Below are 17,933 nucleotides of genomic sequence, written 5' to 3' on the forward strand. Positions count from 1 at the left end.
CCAAGGTGAGTGAAAGCTATCGGCGAATCAGTGCTCTGAGTGTGCTACTTATTGCCCCATATTTTCGCCACTGCCCGATCTTCGCCCAGCAAGCCCACCAGTAAGCCGTAGCCGCCCGCCAAGATGAAGACGATAACGGGAAAGTAGTAGCCTGGGTCGGCGTCGGCGGGAATCAAGTACGCGGCCAGCGCGCCAAGCCCGACAAAGGTCACCCCAAAAAACAGCAAAATTTTGCGGCTGAGTGGTTTGTAGTGGTAGGGCTCGGTGCCGGATTCGAGCCCCTTTAGCAGGGGCGCAAAGATTTTACGCAGGGCAGTTTTCACGGCTCGGCTCAAGCCTCTGCTTCAATGGCGTTTTTGTAACCATCGGCATCCAGTGCGTCGTCCAGCTCGGATAAGTCGCTAGGTTTAACTTTAAAAAACCAGCCGTCATCGTAGGGCGATTCGTTGACTTGCTCGGGCGAGTCTTCCAGCGCTTCGTTGACGGCGATGACTTCACCGCTCACCGGTGAGTAGATGTCAGAGGCGGCTTTTACCGATTCAACCACGCCGGCTTCTTCTCCGGCGGTTACGGTAGCGCCGACTTCTGGCGTCTCGACGTAAACCACATCACCCAGACTGTCTTGGGCGTGATCGCTAATGCCGATAGTAACGGTACCGTCTTCTTCGACACGAGCCCACTCGTGGCTGGGCAGGTATTTTAGTTCGTTGCGAATATCGCTCATGGTTGTGTCCTTAAATAAAAAGTAGGCTCAAAAAGTGTAGACGTTAGTGTGCGGTTTGCCGCTAAACAAGCGCATTGCCGTGGCGAACAAAGCAAGGCTTTACCACCTCAACGGCGACTGATTTGTTGCGTAAGTTGACCTCGGCACTGTCGCCAATGGCACTGGGTACGCGGGCCAGCGCGACTGAAAAACCCAACGTGGGCGAAAAAGAGCCGCTGGTAATAATGCCAGAGGCGTCGTTGCCGACCACGTTAACGCTTTGTCCGGCGCGCAGTACGCCGCGTTCACGCATTACCAGACCCACCAGCTTGGTGGCGGGGCCGCCGTTGGCGCGAATCGTCTCGATCGGTTCGCGGCCGATAAAATCGCGCTCCGGGTCTTCCAGAGCTACAGTCCAGCTCATGTTGGCTACCAGCGGTGAGGTGGTATCGTCCATTTCGTGGCCGTAAAGGTTCATACCCGCCTCTAGACGCAAGGTGTCGCGTGCGCCCAGGCCGCAGGGGGCGACGCCGGCATCCGTCAGGGTTTGCCACAGGGCGCAGGCGTCATCGGCGCTGAGCATAATCTCTAGGCCGTCTTCACCGGTGTAGCCGGTGCGGGCGATAAACCAGCCATCGCACTCGACGCCGCAAAAGACTTTTAGGGTGCTAATAGCCTGGGCTTGTGCGTCGCTTGCGGCTTTTTGTACTTGCCCGATAGCCTCGGGGCCCTGAATCGCAATCATGGCAAGCTCGGGGCGCTCGGATACCGTTACGTCAAACGGCGCGGCGCACTCGTCCATCCACGCCAGGTCTTTGTCGCGGGTGGCGCAGTTCACTACCACGCGGTACCAACCATCAAGGTGGTAGACGATCAAGTCGTCGATCACGCCGCCCTCATGGTTAAGCATGCCGCTGTACAAGGCTTTGCCTGATGTGTCGTCGAGTCGCGCGACATCGTTGGCCAGCAGTTTGCGAAGATAGGCGCGGGCGTCGGAGCCGGCGACATCGACAACGGTCATGTGGGATACATCAAACAGCCCCGCGTGGCGGCGCACCTGATGGTGCTCTTCGATTTGCGAGCCGTAGTTGATGGGCATATCCCAGCCGCCAAAATCCACCAGTTTGCCGCCAGCGGCTTTGTGCAGATCGTACAGTGCGGTTTTGTGTCCCATGGAATTTCCTAATGCCAGTGTGGCCTAAAGGGCGTTATTTTAGCGCGAGCAGGGGCGCTATAACCAGCCGTTGAGCGGTTTCGGTGTCATATTTCGCAGCATTTGTGCCGGTAGCGGCTGATAAGTTCCGTTTGCCGGGCACCGGAGTCGTCTTATCGGTGCGCTGGCGCGCAAAAAAGCATTTTCGTCACGCCGCCCCATGGCGACAAATGCTATGCTCAGGCTTTACCCGATTACTCAAGGAGATGGTGGTGAAAACGCTATTAAAGGTACTTGTCGTGTTACTGCTGCTGATTGTGTTGGCTGTGGCGGCGCTGTTTTTCTGGCTCGACCCCAATATCTTTAAGCCCCGAATCAAATCGCTGGCGGCCGAGCAAGGCGTCGCGCTGGAGATTGCCGGCGACATTAGTTGGCAGTTTTGGCCCAGTATCGGCATTGAGGTCGAGGATATTACTGTGGCCAGCTTAAGTGCTCCGGATGACCAGCTTGCGCACTTGCGCAGCGCGAGCTTACTGGTGGCCACCCGGCCACTGTTTGATAAACAGCTACAAGTTGAGCATCTAATTATCGACGGCGCCTCCTTGGCGTTTGAGCTCGACGAGTCTGGCGCTAGTAACTGGAGCCGTTTAGCCGACGAAGCAAAACGCAAGGCCGAGCGGGCCGGCGTTGCCGACCCAGCGCAAGTGCCTGCCGACGCGATGGCATCGGCCGACAAAGCCAAAAAAGATGCGACCCCGCCAGTTTCTAACGAGAGCCAAGAGGATGCCGGCAGCAGTGGCGGCGAGCTGCAGCTAGCGGTCGAGGCAATCAGTATTTCGGATGCCCAGGTGAGTTATAGCGATGCTGCGCTTTCGCGCACGGCTGAGTTTAGGGTAAATGCTTTAAAGCTCACTGGGTTTAACACAGAGAACCAGCCCTTCGCGCTAAGTAGCGATTGGCTGGTCAGTGTTAAAGACCCCGCAATGTTTGCCGAGCGTGAACTGCAAGTGGCGGGGGAGCTCAGTGCCGATGTGCAAATAGCCTCCGACTTATCGAAAGTGTCTATTAACAGTGGTGATGTCACACTCGATATCAGTGGGTTGGATGACGAGGCGTCGGTGAGCACCGGGTTTGAGCTTGAGATTGAAAACCCCACCGGCGAGCTAATGTTTAATGGTCACGTGGCGTTGGCGCCAGTCAATGTTAAAACATTGTTGGCAAGCTTAGGGCAGAGCGTTCCGGTAACGGCCGAGGACGACGCTTTGACCCATTTAAGCATCAACACCAACGTCTCTGGCAGCGCACGCTCGATGACCTTGGCGCCTTTAACACTGGAGTTGGACGATACCACTGTTAGCGGCGAGATGGCGGTAACCGACCTTGAGCGTATGGCGTTAGAGGTGACCTTAGCGGGGGATCGAATCAACGTCGATCATTACTTGCCGCCGCCGGTAGCAGAAAAGCCGCCAACGAATACCACTGGTAATACGCCGCCCAAAACAGACAAAACACCCGATAAACCCTCGGTTGCCAGTGGCGACGAACCATTGATACCGCTGGATGCAGTACGGGCATTAAATGCACGGGTGCGGATTGATTTGCGCGAGGCGATTGTCAGTGGTTTAACCATGCAAAACTTGCGGTTGCGCTTGAATGCCGCTGACGGCTTAGTGCAATTGACGGAGGCGAGTTTGGACGCCTACGAAGGTCAATTGCAAGCGTCGGGCAAACTGGATGGCCGTGGGTCTGCGGCGCGACTTAGTACCAAGTTCGAGATGCAAGGCTTGAATGTGACGCCACTGCTGAGCGATTTAGAGTTGGATGAAAAAATTCAGCTAAGCGGACTGATGAACCTAGACGCGACTGCCAGCAGCGTCGGCTTAACCAAGAACGAGCTAACACAAGCGGCCATTGCCGACGCTAATTTCAATGGCGCTCAGGTGACGGTTGCGCCCATTAACGTCGAAAAATATTTTTGCCAAGCGATTAGTTTGACTAAATCACTGCGCGAAAAAGACCAAGCACCCGCTGAGGGCGAAGCGACTGACGGCAAGGGCGCTAAGCAAGAGCCGCGCGCCGAGCAAGACTGGCCAGAACTGACCGAGATGCATGACTTACAGGGCCAGATTCAGTTGCGTCAGCAAGTGATCACCATAAAAAGCTTTACCGCTGGGGTTGAGCAGTTGCTGATGGGGCTAAACGGCCAGATCGATTTGGCCGGTCAGACGTTTGATCTGCGCTTGCCGCTAACGCTAGAGCAACCGTCTACGAGTGCTGAGGGTTGTACGGTTAACAGTAATTACTGGGTTAACCGCAGTCTGTCTTTGCTGCGCTGCCGTGGCTCGATCACCACACTGGCACCGGCAAAAGATTGTCGCCTCGACTCAAAAGCGTTAGAGTCGCTGCTCGGTGACTACACCAAGCAACGGCTAAAAGACGAGCTGGTGCGCAAGCTTGGCGGCGACGAGAAAAATGCCGAGGGCGATGAGGAAACCGACCCCACCAAAGCGGCCGTTAAAGGTTTGCTGAACCAGTTTTTAAACAAAGACAAAAAAGACAAAGAATGACCGATACTTTCTCGGCGGCCGTGCTCGATTGGTTTGATCAGCACGGCCGCAAGCATTTGCCTTGGCAACAAAATATCACTCCCTACCGCGTTTGGCTGTCAGAGATCATGCTGCAGCAAACTCAAGTAACGACGGTAATTCCATACTTTGAGCGCTTCACAAAACGTTTTCCCACGGTTGCAGATCTGGCGTCGGCGCCAGTCGATGACGTGCTGCATTTGTGGACCGGACTTGGTTACTACGCCCGAGCGCGCAACTTGCATCGCTGCGCGCAACAAGTGGTGAGCGATTTTGGGGGCGAATTTCCCGCCACAGTTGACGAGCTTTCGTCTCTGCCTGGTATTGGCGAGTCCACCGCCGGTGCCATTGTCAGTATTGCGTTTAAGCAAACCGCGACTATTTTAGATGGCAATGTTAAGCGGGTACTGGCGCGCTATCACGCCATCGATGGTTGGCCCGGTCAAAGTGGGCCGCTAAAAGCCCTGTGGCAAGTCGCGCGTCAGCACACTCCTGAGTCACGCTGTAATCACTATACGCAAGCGATGATGGATTTAGGCGCGACTGTCTGCACCCGCACTAAACCCGCATGCGACACTTGCCCCTTGGGCGATGGCTGTATCGCCCGCGCCACTGGCACCCAGTTGCAATACCCGGGCAAAAAGCCGAAAAAAGACAAACCCGTTAAGGCAACCTACTTGCTGATGTTGCGCGCCCCCAGTGGCGATTTACTGCTGCAACAGCGACCGCCGCAAGGTATTTGGGGCGGACTGTGGAGCTTTCCCGAGCTGGCGCTGGAGCGCTCAGTGACCGATTACTGCGCCGATTATTATGGCACCCCTGGCGAGATCGAGTACTGGGACAGCTATCGCCATACCTTTAGCCATTACCATTTGGACATCACCCCAGTATTGGTACAATTGCCCGAGCCAAGTGCGGGCGTCATGGCGCCGGGGCAAGCGCTCTGGTATAACGTCAGCCAGCCGCCAGCGGTGGGTTTAGCCGCACCGGTTAAGCGCCTGCTAGAGCAACTGCACGAGCTGGCGCCGCTGTCGAGTTAACGCAGTGCGAGCGTCCTTTGAGCAAACATCAGGAGATTTTATGAGCCGTACCGTCATGTGCCGCAAATACAAACAAGAGTTACCGGGCCTGGCACAGCCGCCATTTCCTGGCCCCAAAGGTCAAGATGTGTACGACAACGTCAGCCAAAAAGCGTGGCAAGAGTGGATGAGCCACCAAACCATGCTTATTAACGAAAAACAATTAAATTTAATGGATACCGGTACCCGAGTGTATCTTGGTGAACAAATGACCAAGTTTTTATCCGGTGACGACTACGATGCCGCCGAAGGCTATGTTCCGCCCACAGATGACAAATAATTTACCTCTGACCCCTTGACTCAAAGCGACTCAAACGGTTTAATACGCGCCTCTTGTGACAGCCGCTTGATTCAATAGCAGCTACAGCAAAGCCCAGATAGCTCAGTCGGTAGAGCAGTGGATTGAAAATCCTCGTGTCGGTGGTTCGATTCCGCCTCTGGGCACCATATAACTTAAAAGGCTCGTTCTTCGGAACGGGCCTTTTTTGTGTCTTTCGGTTTAGTGCCGGCGCGGTAAACCCTGCTTTATATTTGATGGGACGTTTTGGCTGTAATCGGTCAGCTTGCAATTTTAATGGCGGGTGCTTTTTTGGGGGTCGCTAACGAGCCGAAATAGGTTTTGGCTAGCTTACGGTTACTTCTGCTAACGGGTACGCGCAAACCTGTACTCATTAAACAAAAAGCGTCTTTGCCCGATAAGCACAAACGTTCTACATGGGCTTTGGCGATCCAGTGCGAGCGGTGTATTTGTAGCCCTTCCTCCGCAAATGCTTCGGCGTAATACTTTAGGCTTCCCAAAATCATGGCTTTGCCTAACGTGGTGTAGACATTCAAATAATGTAAATCCGATGAAATGGCGATTAAGTCTTGGCCGACCACTTCGGGCAAGCTGGCAAAAAATGCGTCGCGGCGTGCCTGCATTGCATCCTGCTCTGTTTGTTCGCCTGTGGGGGGCTCTGGCGGAAGCGGCGGCTCAAGCAGTGTTGGCTTGTTGAGCATGAGCGGTAAATTAACGGTTCCCCAGCCCACCAGTACCAGTGGTAGCACCTGAAAAAACTCACTGACGACTGCTTGCCAATGCCCTTGCATTGCATATCGGTCCCAGAAGCTATCGGGCGTATCGGTAGGTATCAGCTCGGGCAGCAGCACTTCTATAGCGAGGTAAAGTGGCGCCGAAATAACGGCCCCGAGCACGCCGGTTACTAGTACTAATATCCACAGTGGCCAGCGGCTAAGGTGACAGTGACGAATGACCACACTAACGAGCAATATAGCGCCTAGGGCTATGCCGATGTGCAACACCCAGAAACCTAATCGTGCGGCGAGCCCTAGGCCTTGAGAGGCTTCGGGCTCGACAAGGGTGAAGAGCACCGTCAGAAACCCGCACACGCCCAGCAAGCTGGTACGAATGGGCGCAATACTTAAAATAGTTCGGTCGATGACTCGCATCCGCGGTTAAGTCCTTTTTGGCTGTGTTGCGACGTCTATTGTGCAAAATAATAGGTCTGTTGCACGAGTAATTACATCAACGGTTCCTATTATTCACCAGTGGTTAGGTTACCCATTCGTGGTGGCGCCGCCTGTTTTTGGCGTAAGCACTCATTAGTGTACGGCTGGTACATCATTGTAACCATTAGTGCATTGTGGCAGAACTGCCTGTGGTTTCTTATCGTATAGTCCTGCAACGTCATCCATTCTGGGGTTAGGGATAATACTCACTATGAACACTTTTATGCATCGCCCGTTGTGGGCTGTCGTTATTTTTTGTCTTGCTGTTCTGCCTGCCACGGCAGCTGACCTGATGGTCGATATTAAGGATCAGGCTACGTTAAGAACGCTCGAGAGCGCGCGAGTGATAGTAACTGATCGGGACGGTCGCCGTACCGAAGCTACCAGCAATACCCAAGGGCGCGTTAGGTTTGAGGGTTTGGCTCCTGGCTTATATGAGCTGCGCATTACGCAAGCGAATTACAACAGCGTACGGCTGCCGAGTGTGCGTGTCATAGAAGATAAGACCACACCGGTCAATGTGGCGTTGGTGGCGGTACCGAGCGGCATGGAGGAGGTGCTGATTTTAGGTAGCGGCAATACCGGCCGGTGGCTCAGTTCGGCTGGTGCAACGGAGCTTGATCGCGAGGCGCTGCGCAGTTCGGCCGGTAGTGGAGGGGATGTGTTACGGGCGCTGGATGGTTTGCCTGGGTTGTTCTCCGATGGCGAATATTCAAGCTTTACCGTGCGAGGTAACGGCCCACGGGATAACCAAATTTTAGTGGACGGTGTGCCCTTTGATAATGTGGTGCATTTTAGTGATAACTTTGGTGAATTAGAGGATGTAGAAGGCGGCGGGCGCTATAGCGTGTTTGCGCCTAACACGATCGGTAAAGCGGATTTTCAGCCAGGTGGCTGGTCCGCCGCTTACGGCGGACGTGCCGGTTCTTTATTGCAGTTGGAGGTCGCCGAGGGTAACCCCGAGACGCCATCTTACAGTGCGAGAATAGACATTGCCGGGCTTGAGGTTGGCTACGATGGGCCGACGGGGGTACTGGATAACACCAGCATGCTGTTTTCGGCGCGGCAGCTTAACTTTGGTCGTCTGTTTGAGATGGTAGGTTTGGACGACGTAGGCGAGCCAGAGCTGACCGATATAATTTTAAAAACCACAACGCGCTTTGACAGTGGCGGCACGTTTAACTTTCTCGCCATACACGCACCCGAAGAGTACAACCGCGACATCGACCATGTGTTGGCGTCGGATGAAGATAAACCGGGTACTTATGAAGATGTAGACTTGGTGTCCCAAACGGCCGACAACACCTTGGTGTCACTGCGTTGGCAGCATCTGTTGGGCGAGAGCGCCGATTTAACCAATAGTTTATATTATCGTCATTACGGTGAAGAGTCACAAAGCGGTGAGGCCTATCCGGATCTAGTTCCACTGGATACGCCAGCGTCTGAGGTGCCGCAGCGGTTCCCCATAATTACCTCCCAGCGCGATGAGTCAGAAATTGGCTGGCGCCTTGATTTTGGTTACGACAACATTTTTGGGCGCTTTAGCGCCGGGGTGCGAGTTTTACAGTTGGACTTGGATCTTTCCCTCGCGCTGGATGATGACTGGATTCGCTATGAGTACGATCAATCCGATTTTCGCCCGTCGTCCGAGCAAAAATATATCGTGCTAACACCTGAATCACTCAATTCTGCCTATGCCGATAAGTCGGTGCAGTACGCGGGGTACCTTGAGCAAAGCTTTGCACTAGGACCGTTAGATTTGCGCGCCGGGCTGCGCTTTGATGCCGACGAGCTAACTGGGCACGATGCTGTCTCGCCTCGACTGGGAACATCGTGGCCTGTGGGTGAATCGGTTACGTTAACCGCGACCGCCGGACGTTACTTACAGGCGCCACGCATTGATGAGTTGGCTATTGATTCCGCCAATACCAATCTCGATTACGAAAAAATAGATCAGCTAACGGTAGGTATGAGTTACCGTTACAGCGATAACATCGAGATTTTTATCGAGCCTTACTATCAAGTCATTAGCGATCGAATCGTTCAGCTCGATGGAGTCAATCAAACCTACGGTAATATCGGCGAGGGCACCTCGTTTGGGGTAGATACGGCGATAACCCGCTACTTTGCTAATGGCTGGTCGGCCAGTGCCACGTACTCGTACAACGACGCCGTTTATAAAGACTCGGCACAAGGCGAAGAATACGATGCCGATTACAATCGCCCTCACGCGTTTGGTTTGGGTGGCGTGTGGGAGATCAACCAACGCTGGAAAGTTTCCAGCCGGGTGAAATGGGCCTCGGGCCGGCCGTTTGGTGATTTTATTGTCAACGATAACGTATTGGGTGACGGTGAACCACTGCGCTATAGCAAAGAGACCATTAGCAATAATACCGAACGCTATGACAGCTATAGCTCCGTGAATATTCGGGTCGATTACCGCCGCGACATAGGTCCGATGGATGTGATTGCTTTTGTCGATATCATTAATGTGTTGGGGGCCGAGAATCCCAACAACAGCGAGTTTAACGAACGCACAGGTGAGGATACACCCGAAGAGGGCTCAATGTTGCCATTGTTGGGGCTGCGCTTTGAATGGTAGAGCATAGACTTAGCAGGATTTCCCTTTTTGGCGCTGTTTTCTGCCTTAAAGTTGCGTAGCTACACCCCTTTGGGGGCGTAGCTATTTTTCTAAGAGCCAACCTGTTTAGTCATTAACTTGTTCAAGTACCACCAACGTTTGCCCTGGTTTAACGCCGCCGCCAGGGCTTTTTAGCAGCTGTTTAACACGGCCTGCGATGGGTGCGGTGATGTTGATCTCCATTTTCATGGACTCTAACACCAGTAGAGTTTGTCCGGCGTCTACTTCGTCGCCGACCTCGACGTTTAATTGCCAAACACTGCCAGACACTGAGCTGTCTACCGGCGTGTCGCCTTCGGCAAGGTCGAGCTCGTCTTCGCTATCGGTTTGCTCGATGGGGGTGAAGTTAAATTGTCCGTCGCGGTGCCAGCGTGCCAGCTCCGCGTCAAACGCCTGTTGTCGGGCGGCGTTAAAGGTTTCGATCTCGGCGCTGGCTGCGGCAATGTTTGCCTCGTAGTCGGCCAAACTAAACTCGGTGTGCTCGATGGTGAGCGGGTATTGTCCGCGCGGAAAGTCTTGGCGAATTTGTTTTAGCTCATCACGGCTTACAGGGTAAAATTTCACTTGATCAAAAAAGCGCAATAGCCAAGGCTGTTCGAACTCTTTGGTGGTTCGGTAACGGTTCCACATTTGCAGTGTGCGGCCGACAAACTGATAGCCGCCCGGGCCCTCCATGCCGTACACGCACATATAGGCGCCGCCGATGCCAACTGAGTTTTCGGCGGTCCAGGTGCGGGCGGGGTTGTACTTGGTGGTAACCAGGCGATGGCGTGGATCCATGGGGGTGGCGACCGGTGCCCCGAGGTAAACGTCGCCTAACCCCATCACCAAGTACGATGCATCAAAGACGATTTTTTTAACGTCGTCGATGCTGTCTAAGCCGTTAATACGGCGAATAAACTCTAGGTTAGACGGGCACCAAGGCGCGCCGGGGCGCACGCTTTGCTGGTATTTTTCAATCGCGAGCTGGCAAGCTTCGTCATCCCATGACAGCGGGATATGCACGATACGCGATGGCACGCTTAAGTTGGCGATTTGTGTCGCCAGGTAATGCTCACCTTTTTGCAGGTGCGTTAGTAGCATGTCTAGCGAAAGTGCCTGGCTGTTGTAGTGAATTTGCAGCGAGCGAATCCCCGGGGTGAGTTCACGCATACCTTCCAAAGCATTTTCTTGCAGCCACTGCATCAATGCATGAGCGCGAAAACGCAGACGAATATCCAGTTGCAACGGGCCGTACTCGACCAATAAAAAGTGATCGCCCGCGGTGCGGTAGCGTACTTGCTCGCCGACTTCATCGGCATTGAGCTCGCCAACGATAGGGGTGGGCAGCTCATCAATGGTTACGGTTTTTCCAAGTTCTAACGGCGTAGAGATTAGTGCATCGATACTATTTTGTTGTTCAGCTTCAATACTAACGGCCTGGGCAACGGTTACGGGCGAAAAACGGATCGTATCACCGGCGCGCAACTGCCCCAGCTTCCATAAATCTGCACTAATAACCGTAGCGGGGCAAACAAAGCCACCCAGCGATGGGCCGTCGGGGCCGAGAATAACCGGCATGTCGCCGGTAAAGTCGACGGTGCCAAAAGCATAGGCATTGTCGTGAATGTTGGACGGGTGCATGCCCGCCTCGCCACCGGTGGTGCGTGCCCACTCGGGTTTGGGGCCATTCAGGCGCACACCGGTACGGCTGGAGTTATAGTGTACTTCCCAGTCGGTGGTAAAAAAGGTGTCGATGTCGCCTGGGGTAAAAAACTCTGGTGCGCCGTGGGGGCCGTAAATAACGCGCAGCTCCCAATGGTTGTCGATCGCGGGCTTAAGCGTGGCGGGCAAGTTATTGCTTTGTTCTGTGTTGCTCGATGTAAAACATTTAAGTACATCGCCGGCGAGCAATGCCCGACCATTGTGGCCACCAAATTGGCCGAGCGTAAAGGTAGATTTAGATCCGAGATAATCGGGGCAGTCGATACCCCCGGCTACGGCGAGGTACGCACGCGCACCTTGCTCGCTAACGCGACCAAGGCTTAGAGTTTGGCCCGCCGCCACGAAAAACGGCTGCCAGCTGGCAATGGCTTTACCATCGAGTTTTGCATCAATCTCGGCGCCGGTTAATACGCACTGAGTGCTAAAACCAAACTGCAGTGTCGGACCCTGTACGGTAATTTCGAGGGCAGCGGCCTCGGCCGGGTTATTAAGCAGGCGGTTGGCGATCCGGAAACTGTAGTTGTCGAACGGGCCCGAGGGCGGTACGCCAATGTCCCAGTAGCCGCTGCGGCCGGGAAAGTCCTGAATTGTGGTTTGCGTGCCGCCACTTAAAATATCAATGCGTGCCTCAGAGAATGCACGTTCATTTAGGTAGCGCGTGGTAATTTCACCCTTAATAAAAATTGGTTCGCGTAACAGCTCCGTGACATAGTCTTTGTTAGTTTGAATGCCGTACAGTGAGCTGCCTAACAGACTGGCTTCGAGCAAATCTACGGCTTGATCCCGGTTGCTGGATTTAGCGATAACTTTGGCCAGCATTGGGTCAAAGTAGGGTGAAATCTCTAAACCGGATTCGATCCAGTGGTCGATACGCAGTACGTCGTCTGCTTTGCGAAAGGTCTCAGGCCATTTTACCTCACTTAATAACCCCGCACAGGGCTGAAAGTTTTTTACCGGATCTTCGGCATACAGCCGTACTTGGATGGCGTGCCCTTTGGGGGTAAGGGTGCTGTGCTCTTGAGCAAGGTCCGCTAGCTCGCCGGCGGCCAGACGAATCATCCAGCTGACCAAGTCAACACCCCATACCTCTTCGGTGACACCGTGCTCTACTTGAAGGCGCGTGTTTACCTCTAGAAAGTAAAACTTTTCATCCTGCGCATCGTAAATATACTCGACGGTTCCGGCACCACGGTATTGTACGGCGGCTAATAGATGTGCGGCGGTTTGGTGCATTTGTTCACGCACAACTTGTGGTAGGTTGGGGGCGGGGCACTCTTCAATGACTTTTTGATTGCGTCGCTGGCTCGAGCAGTCGCGCTCACCCAGGGCTACGGCGTGGCCTTTACCGTCACCAAAAACCTGTACTTCAATATGACGTGCCTGACCGATAAATTTCTCTAGAAATACGCGGTCATCTGAGAAGTTATTAGCCCCGAGTTGGCGAACTGCGTCAAAGCTTTCGCGCAGCTCGGATTCACTGTTGCACAGCTTCATGCCAATGCCGCCGCCGCCAGCGCTGCTTTTAAGCATAACCGGGTAGCCGATCCCGTCGGCCTGTGCGCAGGCCTCGTCCAAACTTAGTAGCAAGTCGGTGCCTGGTACCAGCGGCACCTGATTTTGTTCGGCAATTTCGCGGGCGCTGTGCTTTAACCCGAATACTTCCATCTGCTCAGGGGTAGGGCCGATAAAGGCAATCCCTGCCGCTTCGCACTTGGCGACAAAGCCTGGGTTCTCACTTAAAAAGCCGTAGCCGGGGTGAATGGCTTGCGCCCCCGTTTTTACGGTGATGGCAATAATTTGCTCTTGATCGAGATAGGTTTGGCTCGCGCTACCTTCACCTAAACTGTAGGATTCGTCCGCGTGGCTAACATGCAAGCTGCCGGCATCGGCCTCAGAGTAAACCGCAACGGATTGGATGTTCATTTGTTTTAAGGTGCGGATAATACGTACGGCAATGGCACCGCGATTGGCAATCAGTACTTTGCTAAACATGAGCTTCTCCCGCGGGTCGTCCCGGGCTGTGCGGTTGGGTAGAGGTCGTCCTCTACGGCACGTCAAATTAAAAATGTGTGTGACTAAGGTGTGGCAATCACTAATCCCAGATAATCATTTCTACCGGTGTCGGGTTGTAGCCGTTACACGGGTTGTTAAGCTGCGGGCAATTAGACATCAGCACTAGCACGTCCATGTTGGCTTGCATCTCGACGTATTTGCCGGCGCCTGAGATGCCGTCGGAAAACGTTAAACCGCCATCGGCGGTGACCGGCACATTCATAAAAAAATTGATGTTGTGGGTGATGTCCCGTTTGCTTAAACCGTATTCCGGGTGCTCGGCAATGGCCAGCATCCAGCTGTCGCGGCAGGCGTGCATGCAGCGCTTTTCTAAATCGTACCTAACGGTGTTGCTCTCGGTGGCACAGGCGCCGCCTAAGGTGTCGTGGCGGCCGCAGGTATCGGCGGTAATCTCTAGCATCGGGTTGCCGAGGTTTGAGCGCAAAACGCTGCCGGCGGTTAAGTAGACTTGGCCCTGCTCGCGAATGGTGTCCATGGCGCTGTAGCGCTCGGATGGATCATCGGCGTTAAAAAACAAGGTGTCGGCGGCTTGATTGCCTTCGACGTCTAAAATACGCAATGTTTGGCCGCGTTTTAATGGCGCTAAATAATAGTCACCGGCACCGATAACATGGCGAGCGCTGGCCGTTTTGATGTCCAGCTTACTGGCTAAAATGGTCATGGTTTCTCCTGTTAAACGCCGATGTGGTAAAGCGCATTATTGGCAAAGCCGCGTGCATTTTCGGGCCGCGCGTTGAGGCACAAATCATCACTGTTAATTTGTTCAGCTTCACCTAGCTCAATTTTAATGGGCGCGCGAGGGTATTGTGCGGAGCTATCTAACGGGTGCGGGCAGGTGTGCATCACGACTAATGTGTCCATCTCAAAGCGCAGCGTGACGGCTGCCTCCGGCTGATTGATGCTTTGGTCAAGCGCGATTGCGCCAGCCGCATCTGTCTGTACCTTGCTAAACCAGTTGAGGTTCGCGGCCAGGTCGGCGCGGCCTAGACTGTACTTGGCCAGCTCCACTAAAAAAGCATCAAAGCCATTTTGCTTCCAATCGTTGCGTTCGGTTTGATAGTCGCGTGCGCCCCAGCGCTCGGCAATATGTTGCGCGTTGCTATTAGCGCATACGGTGTCGTGCCAGCCGAATGTATCGTCGGTAACGGATGCAAAGATGCGGCCCATGTCAGAGTACAAACAGTGGCCGGCGGTTAATTTAAATGTGTGCTGACATTTTAATGTGTCCGGCGCGTTGTAGCGCTCCAGTAAATTACGCGGGTTGTAAAACAGCATGCCAAGGTTACCGGCGCCACTGGTGTCGGTCAGTCGCATGGCGGTGCCGCGTCGCACTTCCAATGACCAATGGCTGGCACCGGGTAGCGTGGTGGTGTAATCGATGGTCTTTAGCGTCATAGTGATTCTCCGCTCGCGCTGGCAGGTGAAGTGTCTGCCGGGTTAAGGGACTGTTGAATTTGATTGAGGGTGTCGCTGGGCATGTCGCCTACGGATAAATCGTAAGTAATGCGCGCGCCGTAGGCGCCGGGTGCCTGCGGGTCGTGGCGAACTTTATCGAACACCCAGAGGCGGGTGCCAAGATAAAACCCCTCGGTTAAATCGTGCGTTACCATAAAAATAGTCAGCTGATGCTCGCGCCATAAATCTAAAATAAGCGCGTGCATGTCGGCGCGAATACCTGGGTCCAGCGCCCCAAAGGGCTCATCTAAAAGCAGGATGCGCGGCTTGCGAATCAGTGCCTGGGCAATGGCGAGGCGTTGGCGCATACCGCCAGATAGCTCGTGGGGATATTTGTTTTCGGCCGCGCTTAGTCCAACCCGATCTAGCAGTTGCCGTGCTTCACTGACAAGCGCTTTCTTAGGTGTGCCAAATAATTTACCCAGCAGTGGGGATTTTTCAAACTCGCGCGCGATAATAACGTTTTGCAATACGGTTAAGTGCGGAAACACCGAGTACTGCTGAAACACAATGCCGCGGGTTTGGTCCGGCTCGGTGCCGATGGGCTGGTCATCCAGCAGTAAATCACCGCGGGTTTGCGTTTCCATGCCCAGCAGCATTTTTAAGAAGGTACTTTTACCGCAACCCGAGGTGCCGACTAAGGTGACAAACTCACCAGCCGCGACATTTTTGTTGAGGTTTTCGAGTACCGTTGTATCGCCGTAGCTTTTCCAGAGGTTTTTGATTTGCAGCATAGGTTTGTTGGCGTTGCTCATGAGTTGCTCCCCGCATGGTGCCAGCGAAACAACAAGCGGCTGGTGTTGGCCAACAACCAGTCGACCGTGAACGCCAGTAGGGTGATCCAGGCCACGTAGGGCAAAATAACATCCATAGATAAATAGCGGCGCACGAGAAAGATTCGGTAACCCAGACCATCGGTCGATGCAATACCTTCGGCGGCGATTAAAAATAACCAGCCGGCGCCCAGTGACAATCGGATGGCATTAATGAGTCGCGGTAGCAGTTGCGGGATGAGCACTCGTACCAGTATGTGCCAAGTGCTCGCGCCTAATGTTTGAGCTTTAATTAATTGTTCTTTGGGGATCTCTTGCGTGCAGCGCTGAATGTCGCGGGCAATAAAGGGCGCGACCCCAAATATAATGAGCGCCACTTTGGATAGCTCGCCCAAGCCAAAGACGATAAACAAAATCGGTAGTAGTGCCATGGGCGGTACCAGCGAGATAACCGTGAGCAGCGGCGCAAACGGTGCGTTAAGCGTGGGTAACGCGCCGGTAAGTAAACCGATAATAAACCCCATGATCGCGGCAATACCGACACCGAGCCCTAAGCGTTGCAAGCTGGAGGCGGTGTCTTGCCAAAATAGATACTCGCCGGTGCGCTTGCTGGGTTCAAACGCCAGCCGGTGCATGGCGTCGCCCATTTGGCTAAAGCTCGGAAGCAGTTTGTCACTTGGGTTGGCTTCCAATCGCGCATCAGAGGCGATCACGTAGAGCAATAACACTAATGCAAAAGGTGCGAGCCCTAATAAGACTTTAAGTGGTCGCGAGGGTGTCAGGTTAACCAGACGTTTCATAATGGTGTCCCGTACGGGGGCTGTTGCCCCCGCGCTGTCGGAGAGTTTTTAGAGTTTGCCGTCGGCAGCCATTTGCATATAGGTGGTGTCAAAGCGCAGTTTGGTATTGGCACTGTTGCCATACAAACCGTTGGGGCCCTCGATGCCGATAAAACCAGCGTCGGGTGCGCCTTCCCCTAGCAAGCCGTGATCGAATGAAAATTCGGCTACTTTCTCCATGGTGCTTAGCAGCTCGTCACTATTAACCAACGCTAAAGCGTCGCTGGGCTTATAAAACATTTTGGTGCTGGCCAGCTGAGAGTCGTAACCGGCGAGGTCGGTGCCCGATGCCTTGCCCATGGCGGTACGAACGGCTTTACCGGCCTCGTCTTGCGCGCTCATGGCATCCATGATTTCGTACCAAGCGCCCACTAATGCTTTACCCAGTTTGGGGTTGGCTTTTAGGGTGTCGGTGTTAACCACTAACAGGTCCATAATCTCACCGGGGATTTGCGATGAATCGAACACTTTATTGGCGGACGGTTGTTGTAGAATTTCGTTCAGCAGCGGGTTCCAAGTGGTCACCGCGTCAATGGAGCCGGAGCTGTAAAGCGCGACCATATCGGCGTCCGAGGTGTTAACCACCTGTACGTCAGCCTCAGATAAACCCACGGTATCTAACCCGCGGGCCAGTAAGTAGTGGGATACCGATAGCTCGACCAGATTGACGCGCTGCCCTTTGATGTCGGCCAGCGAGTTTTTCCCTTTTAATACTACGCCGTCGTTGCCGTTGGAAAAGTCGCCCACAATCAGCGCGGTGCTGTCGACGCCGCCGGCGGCGGGGATGGTCAGTGCATCCATATTGGTCATGGTGCAGGCATCAAATTCGCCAGTGGTGTATTGGTTGATGGATTCGATGTAGTCGTTGATCTGTACAACCTCAATATCGATGTCGTACTTGTCGGCCCACTTGTCGACGATTTTTTGCTCGGCGCCATAACCCCAGGGCATCCAACCGACGTAGATAGACCAGCATACTTTAAAGGAGTCGGCCGCTTGAGCTTGAGCCGATAGAAGCAGCGCGACGGCCGCGATAGAGAGGGACTTTTTCATACAAACCTCCAAGGGTCAGTTTTGGTTACACACAACTCGCTTGGCGATCAGGCCAATAAGTCTCCCGGGCTTTTGTCCCGCCGTGTAACCTCGACCAAAATCGGAGGTCGAAAGCTCTCGGACCAGTCACAGTGTTTGCTTTTAACACTGCCGGAACCCTAGCTTTCTATTTTTGCCAAATTGTTAATGCCCTGATCACCAGTAATTGTGCGGACATGTCGGTACGGGAAGTAAAATAGCAATATGAGTACCAACTTCGGTAAATCGGCTCTGGAGGCGCGACAGGAGGGGAGGAGCTTAGGCGAAGCTCCGGTGGCGGTAGGTCGTATTAGTCGCATCTACGATGTAAGTTGGTGCGTAAGGGTT

The 17,933-nt window shown here is 53.9% G+C and carries 14 protein-coding genes, 1 tRNA gene and 1 riboswitch; of the genes, 5 read left to right on the forward strand and 10 right to left on the reverse strand.

The window, feature by feature from the left end; genetic code table 11:
* Positions 1-44 precede the first annotated feature (44 nt).
* The 3 genes from AACY82_RS16110 to gcvT all read right to left on the reverse strand — a co-directional run bounded on the left by AACY82_RS16110 (position 45) and on the right by gcvT (position 1,877).
* The gene (locus tag AACY82_RS16110; protein WP_339617872.1) at positions 45-323 is read right to left on the reverse strand and encodes a hypothetical protein; all 279 of its coding nucleotides are present in this window, start codon (positions 321-323) and stop codon (positions 45-47) included.
* 8 nt (positions 324-331) lie between these two features.
* Positions 332-724 (reverse strand): glycine cleavage system protein GcvH, encoded by a 393-nt coding sequence (gene gcvH, locus AACY82_RS16115; RefSeq protein WP_339617873.1) that lies wholly within the window; start codon positions 722-724, stop codon positions 332-334.
* A 61-nt stretch (positions 725-785) separates the two neighbouring features.
* On the reverse strand, positions 786-1,877 hold the full coding sequence (gene gcvT / locus AACY82_RS16120; protein WP_339617874.1) for a glycine cleavage system aminomethyltransferase GcvT: 1,092 nt from the start codon (positions 1,875-1,877) through the stop codon (positions 786-788).
* Between the two features lie 251 nt (positions 1,878-2,128).
* Between gcvT and AACY82_RS16125 the strand changes: the two genes are divergently transcribed.
* The 4 genes from AACY82_RS16125 to AACY82_RS16140 all read left to right on the forward strand — a co-directional run bounded on the left by AACY82_RS16125 (position 2,129) and on the right by AACY82_RS16140 (position 5,967).
* Positions 2,129-4,423, forward strand: a complete 2,295-nt coding sequence (locus tag AACY82_RS16125) for an AsmA family protein (RefSeq protein WP_339617875.1) — start codon at positions 2,129-2,131, stop codon at positions 4,421-4,423.
* Positions 4,420-5,481: an A/G-specific adenine glycosylase gene (gene mutY, locus AACY82_RS16130; RefSeq protein ID WP_339617876.1), complete on the forward strand. Its 1,062-nt coding sequence runs from the start codon at positions 4,420-4,422 to the stop codon at positions 5,479-5,481. Before AACY82_RS16125 ends, mutY begins: the two co-directional genes overlap by 4 nt.
* A gap of 40 nt (positions 5,482-5,521) precedes the next feature.
* Entirely contained in the window at positions 5,522-5,800 is a 279-nt protein-coding gene (locus AACY82_RS16135) for an oxidative damage protection protein (RefSeq protein WP_339617877.1), read from the forward strand.
* 91 nt (positions 5,801-5,891) lie between these two features.
* Positions 5,892-5,967: transfer RNA gene (locus AACY82_RS16140), tRNA-Phe, on the forward strand.
* A gap of 111 nt (positions 5,968-6,078) precedes the next feature.
* Here the strand turns inward: AACY82_RS16140 and AACY82_RS16145 are convergent.
* The gene (locus tag AACY82_RS16145; RefSeq protein WP_339617878.1) at positions 6,079-6,969 is read right to left on the reverse strand and encodes a LytTR family DNA-binding domain-containing protein; all 891 of its coding nucleotides are present in this window, start codon (positions 6,967-6,969) and stop codon (positions 6,079-6,081) included.
* 352 nt (positions 6,970-7,321) lie between these two features.
* Here AACY82_RS16145 and AACY82_RS16150 point away from each other — a divergent pair, with 352 nt between their 5' ends.
* Complete coding sequence (locus AACY82_RS16150; protein ID WP_339617899.1) at positions 7,322-9,631, forward strand: TonB-dependent receptor; 2,310 nt, start codon at positions 7,322-7,324, stop codon at positions 9,629-9,631.
* Between the two features lie 105 nt (positions 9,632-9,736).
* On the opposite strand, the gene uca is transcribed toward AACY82_RS16150, so the two are convergent.
* The 6 genes from uca to AACY82_RS16180 all read right to left on the reverse strand — a co-directional run bounded on the left by uca (position 9,737) and on the right by AACY82_RS16180 (position 17,567).
* On the reverse strand, positions 9,737-13,366 hold the full coding sequence (uca, locus tag AACY82_RS16155) for an urea carboxylase (RefSeq protein WP_339617879.1): 3,630 nt from the start codon (positions 13,364-13,366) through the stop codon (positions 9,737-9,739).
* 100 nt (positions 13,367-13,466) lie between these two features.
* Positions 13,467-14,108, reverse strand: a complete 642-nt coding sequence (locus AACY82_RS16160; protein ID WP_339617880.1) for an urea amidolyase associated protein UAAP2 — start codon at positions 14,106-14,108, stop codon at positions 13,467-13,469.
* A gap of 11 nt (positions 14,109-14,119) precedes the next feature.
* Entirely contained in the window at positions 14,120-14,842 is a 723-nt protein-coding gene (locus tag AACY82_RS16165; RefSeq protein WP_339617881.1) for an urea amidolyase associated protein UAAP1, read from the reverse strand.
* Entirely contained in the window at positions 14,839-15,657 is an 819-nt protein-coding gene (locus AACY82_RS16170; RefSeq protein ID WP_339617882.1) for an ABC transporter ATP-binding protein, read from the reverse strand. The genes AACY82_RS16165 and AACY82_RS16170 overlap by 4 nt, the downstream gene beginning before the upstream one ends.
* A complete protein-coding gene (locus tag AACY82_RS16175; RefSeq protein ID WP_339617883.1) occupies positions 15,654-16,475 on the reverse strand; it encodes an ABC transporter permease in 822 nt (273 codons plus the stop codon). The genes AACY82_RS16170 and AACY82_RS16175 overlap by 4 nt, the downstream gene beginning before the upstream one ends.
* A 48-nt stretch (positions 16,476-16,523) precedes the next feature.
* Positions 16,524-17,567 (reverse strand): putative urea ABC transporter substrate-binding protein, encoded by a 1,044-nt coding sequence (locus tag AACY82_RS16180; RefSeq protein ID WP_339617884.1) that lies wholly within the window; start codon positions 17,565-17,567, stop codon positions 16,524-16,526.
* Positions 17,568-17,626: 59 nt separating this feature from the next.
* A riboswitch (guanidine-I (ykkC/yxkD leader) is annotated at positions 17,627-17,740 on the reverse strand.
* Between the last annotated feature and the right edge of the window lie 193 nt (positions 17,741-17,933).

This window comes from uncultured Gilvimarinus sp., from assembly GCF_963972205.1.
In the GTDB taxonomy this organism is placed as follows: Bacteria; Pseudomonadota; Gammaproteobacteria; order Pseudomonadales; family Cellvibrionaceae; genus Gilvimarinus; species Gilvimarinus japonicus.

What these genes read in the sequence shown, in the direction of transcription:
- AACY82_RS16170 (WP_339617882.1), bottom strand. Translation starts at nt 15,657, where the DNA reads ATGAGCAACGCCAACAAACCTATGCTGCAAATCAAAAACCTCTGGAAA.
- AACY82_RS16165 (WP_339617881.1), bottom strand. Translation starts at nt 14,842, where the DNA reads ATGACGCTAAAGACCATCGATTACACCACCACGCTACCCGGTGCCAGC.
- gcvT (WP_339617874.1), bottom strand. Translation starts at nt 1,877, where the DNA reads ATGGGACACAAAACCGCACTGTACGATCTGCACAAAGCCGCTGGCGGC.
- AACY82_RS16135 (WP_339617877.1), top strand. Translation starts at nt 5,522, where the DNA reads ATGAGCCGTACCGTCATGTGCCGCAAATACAAACAAGAGTTACCGGGC.
- AACY82_RS16145 (WP_339617878.1), bottom strand. Translation starts at nt 6,969, where the DNA reads ATGCGAGTCATCGACCGAACTATTTTAAGTATTGCGCCCATTCGTACC.
- mutY (WP_339617876.1), top strand. Translation starts at nt 4,420, where the DNA reads ATGACCGATACTTTCTCGGCGGCCGTGCTCGATTGGTTTGATCAGCAC.
- AACY82_RS16175 (WP_339617883.1), bottom strand. Translation starts at nt 16,475, where the DNA reads ATGAAACGTCTGGTTAACCTGACACCCTCGCGACCACTTAAAGTCTTA.
- AACY82_RS16150 (WP_339617899.1), top strand. Translation starts at nt 7,322, where the DNA reads ATGGTCGATATTAAGGATCAGGCTACGTTAAGAACGCTCGAGAGCGCG.
- AACY82_RS16160 (WP_339617880.1), bottom strand. Translation starts at nt 14,108, where the DNA reads ATGACCATTTTAGCCAGTAAGCTGGACATCAAAACGGCCAGCGCTCGC.
- uca (WP_339617879.1), bottom strand. Translation starts at nt 13,366, where the DNA reads ATGTTTAGCAAAGTACTGATTGCCAATCGCGGTGCCATTGCCGTACGT.
- AACY82_RS16180 (WP_339617884.1), bottom strand. Translation starts at nt 17,567, where the DNA reads ATGAAAAAGTCCCTCTCTATCGCGGCCGTCGCGCTGCTTCTATCGGCT.
- gcvH (WP_339617873.1), bottom strand. Translation starts at nt 724, where the DNA reads ATGAGCGATATTCGCAACGAACTAAAATACCTGCCCAGCCACGAGTGG.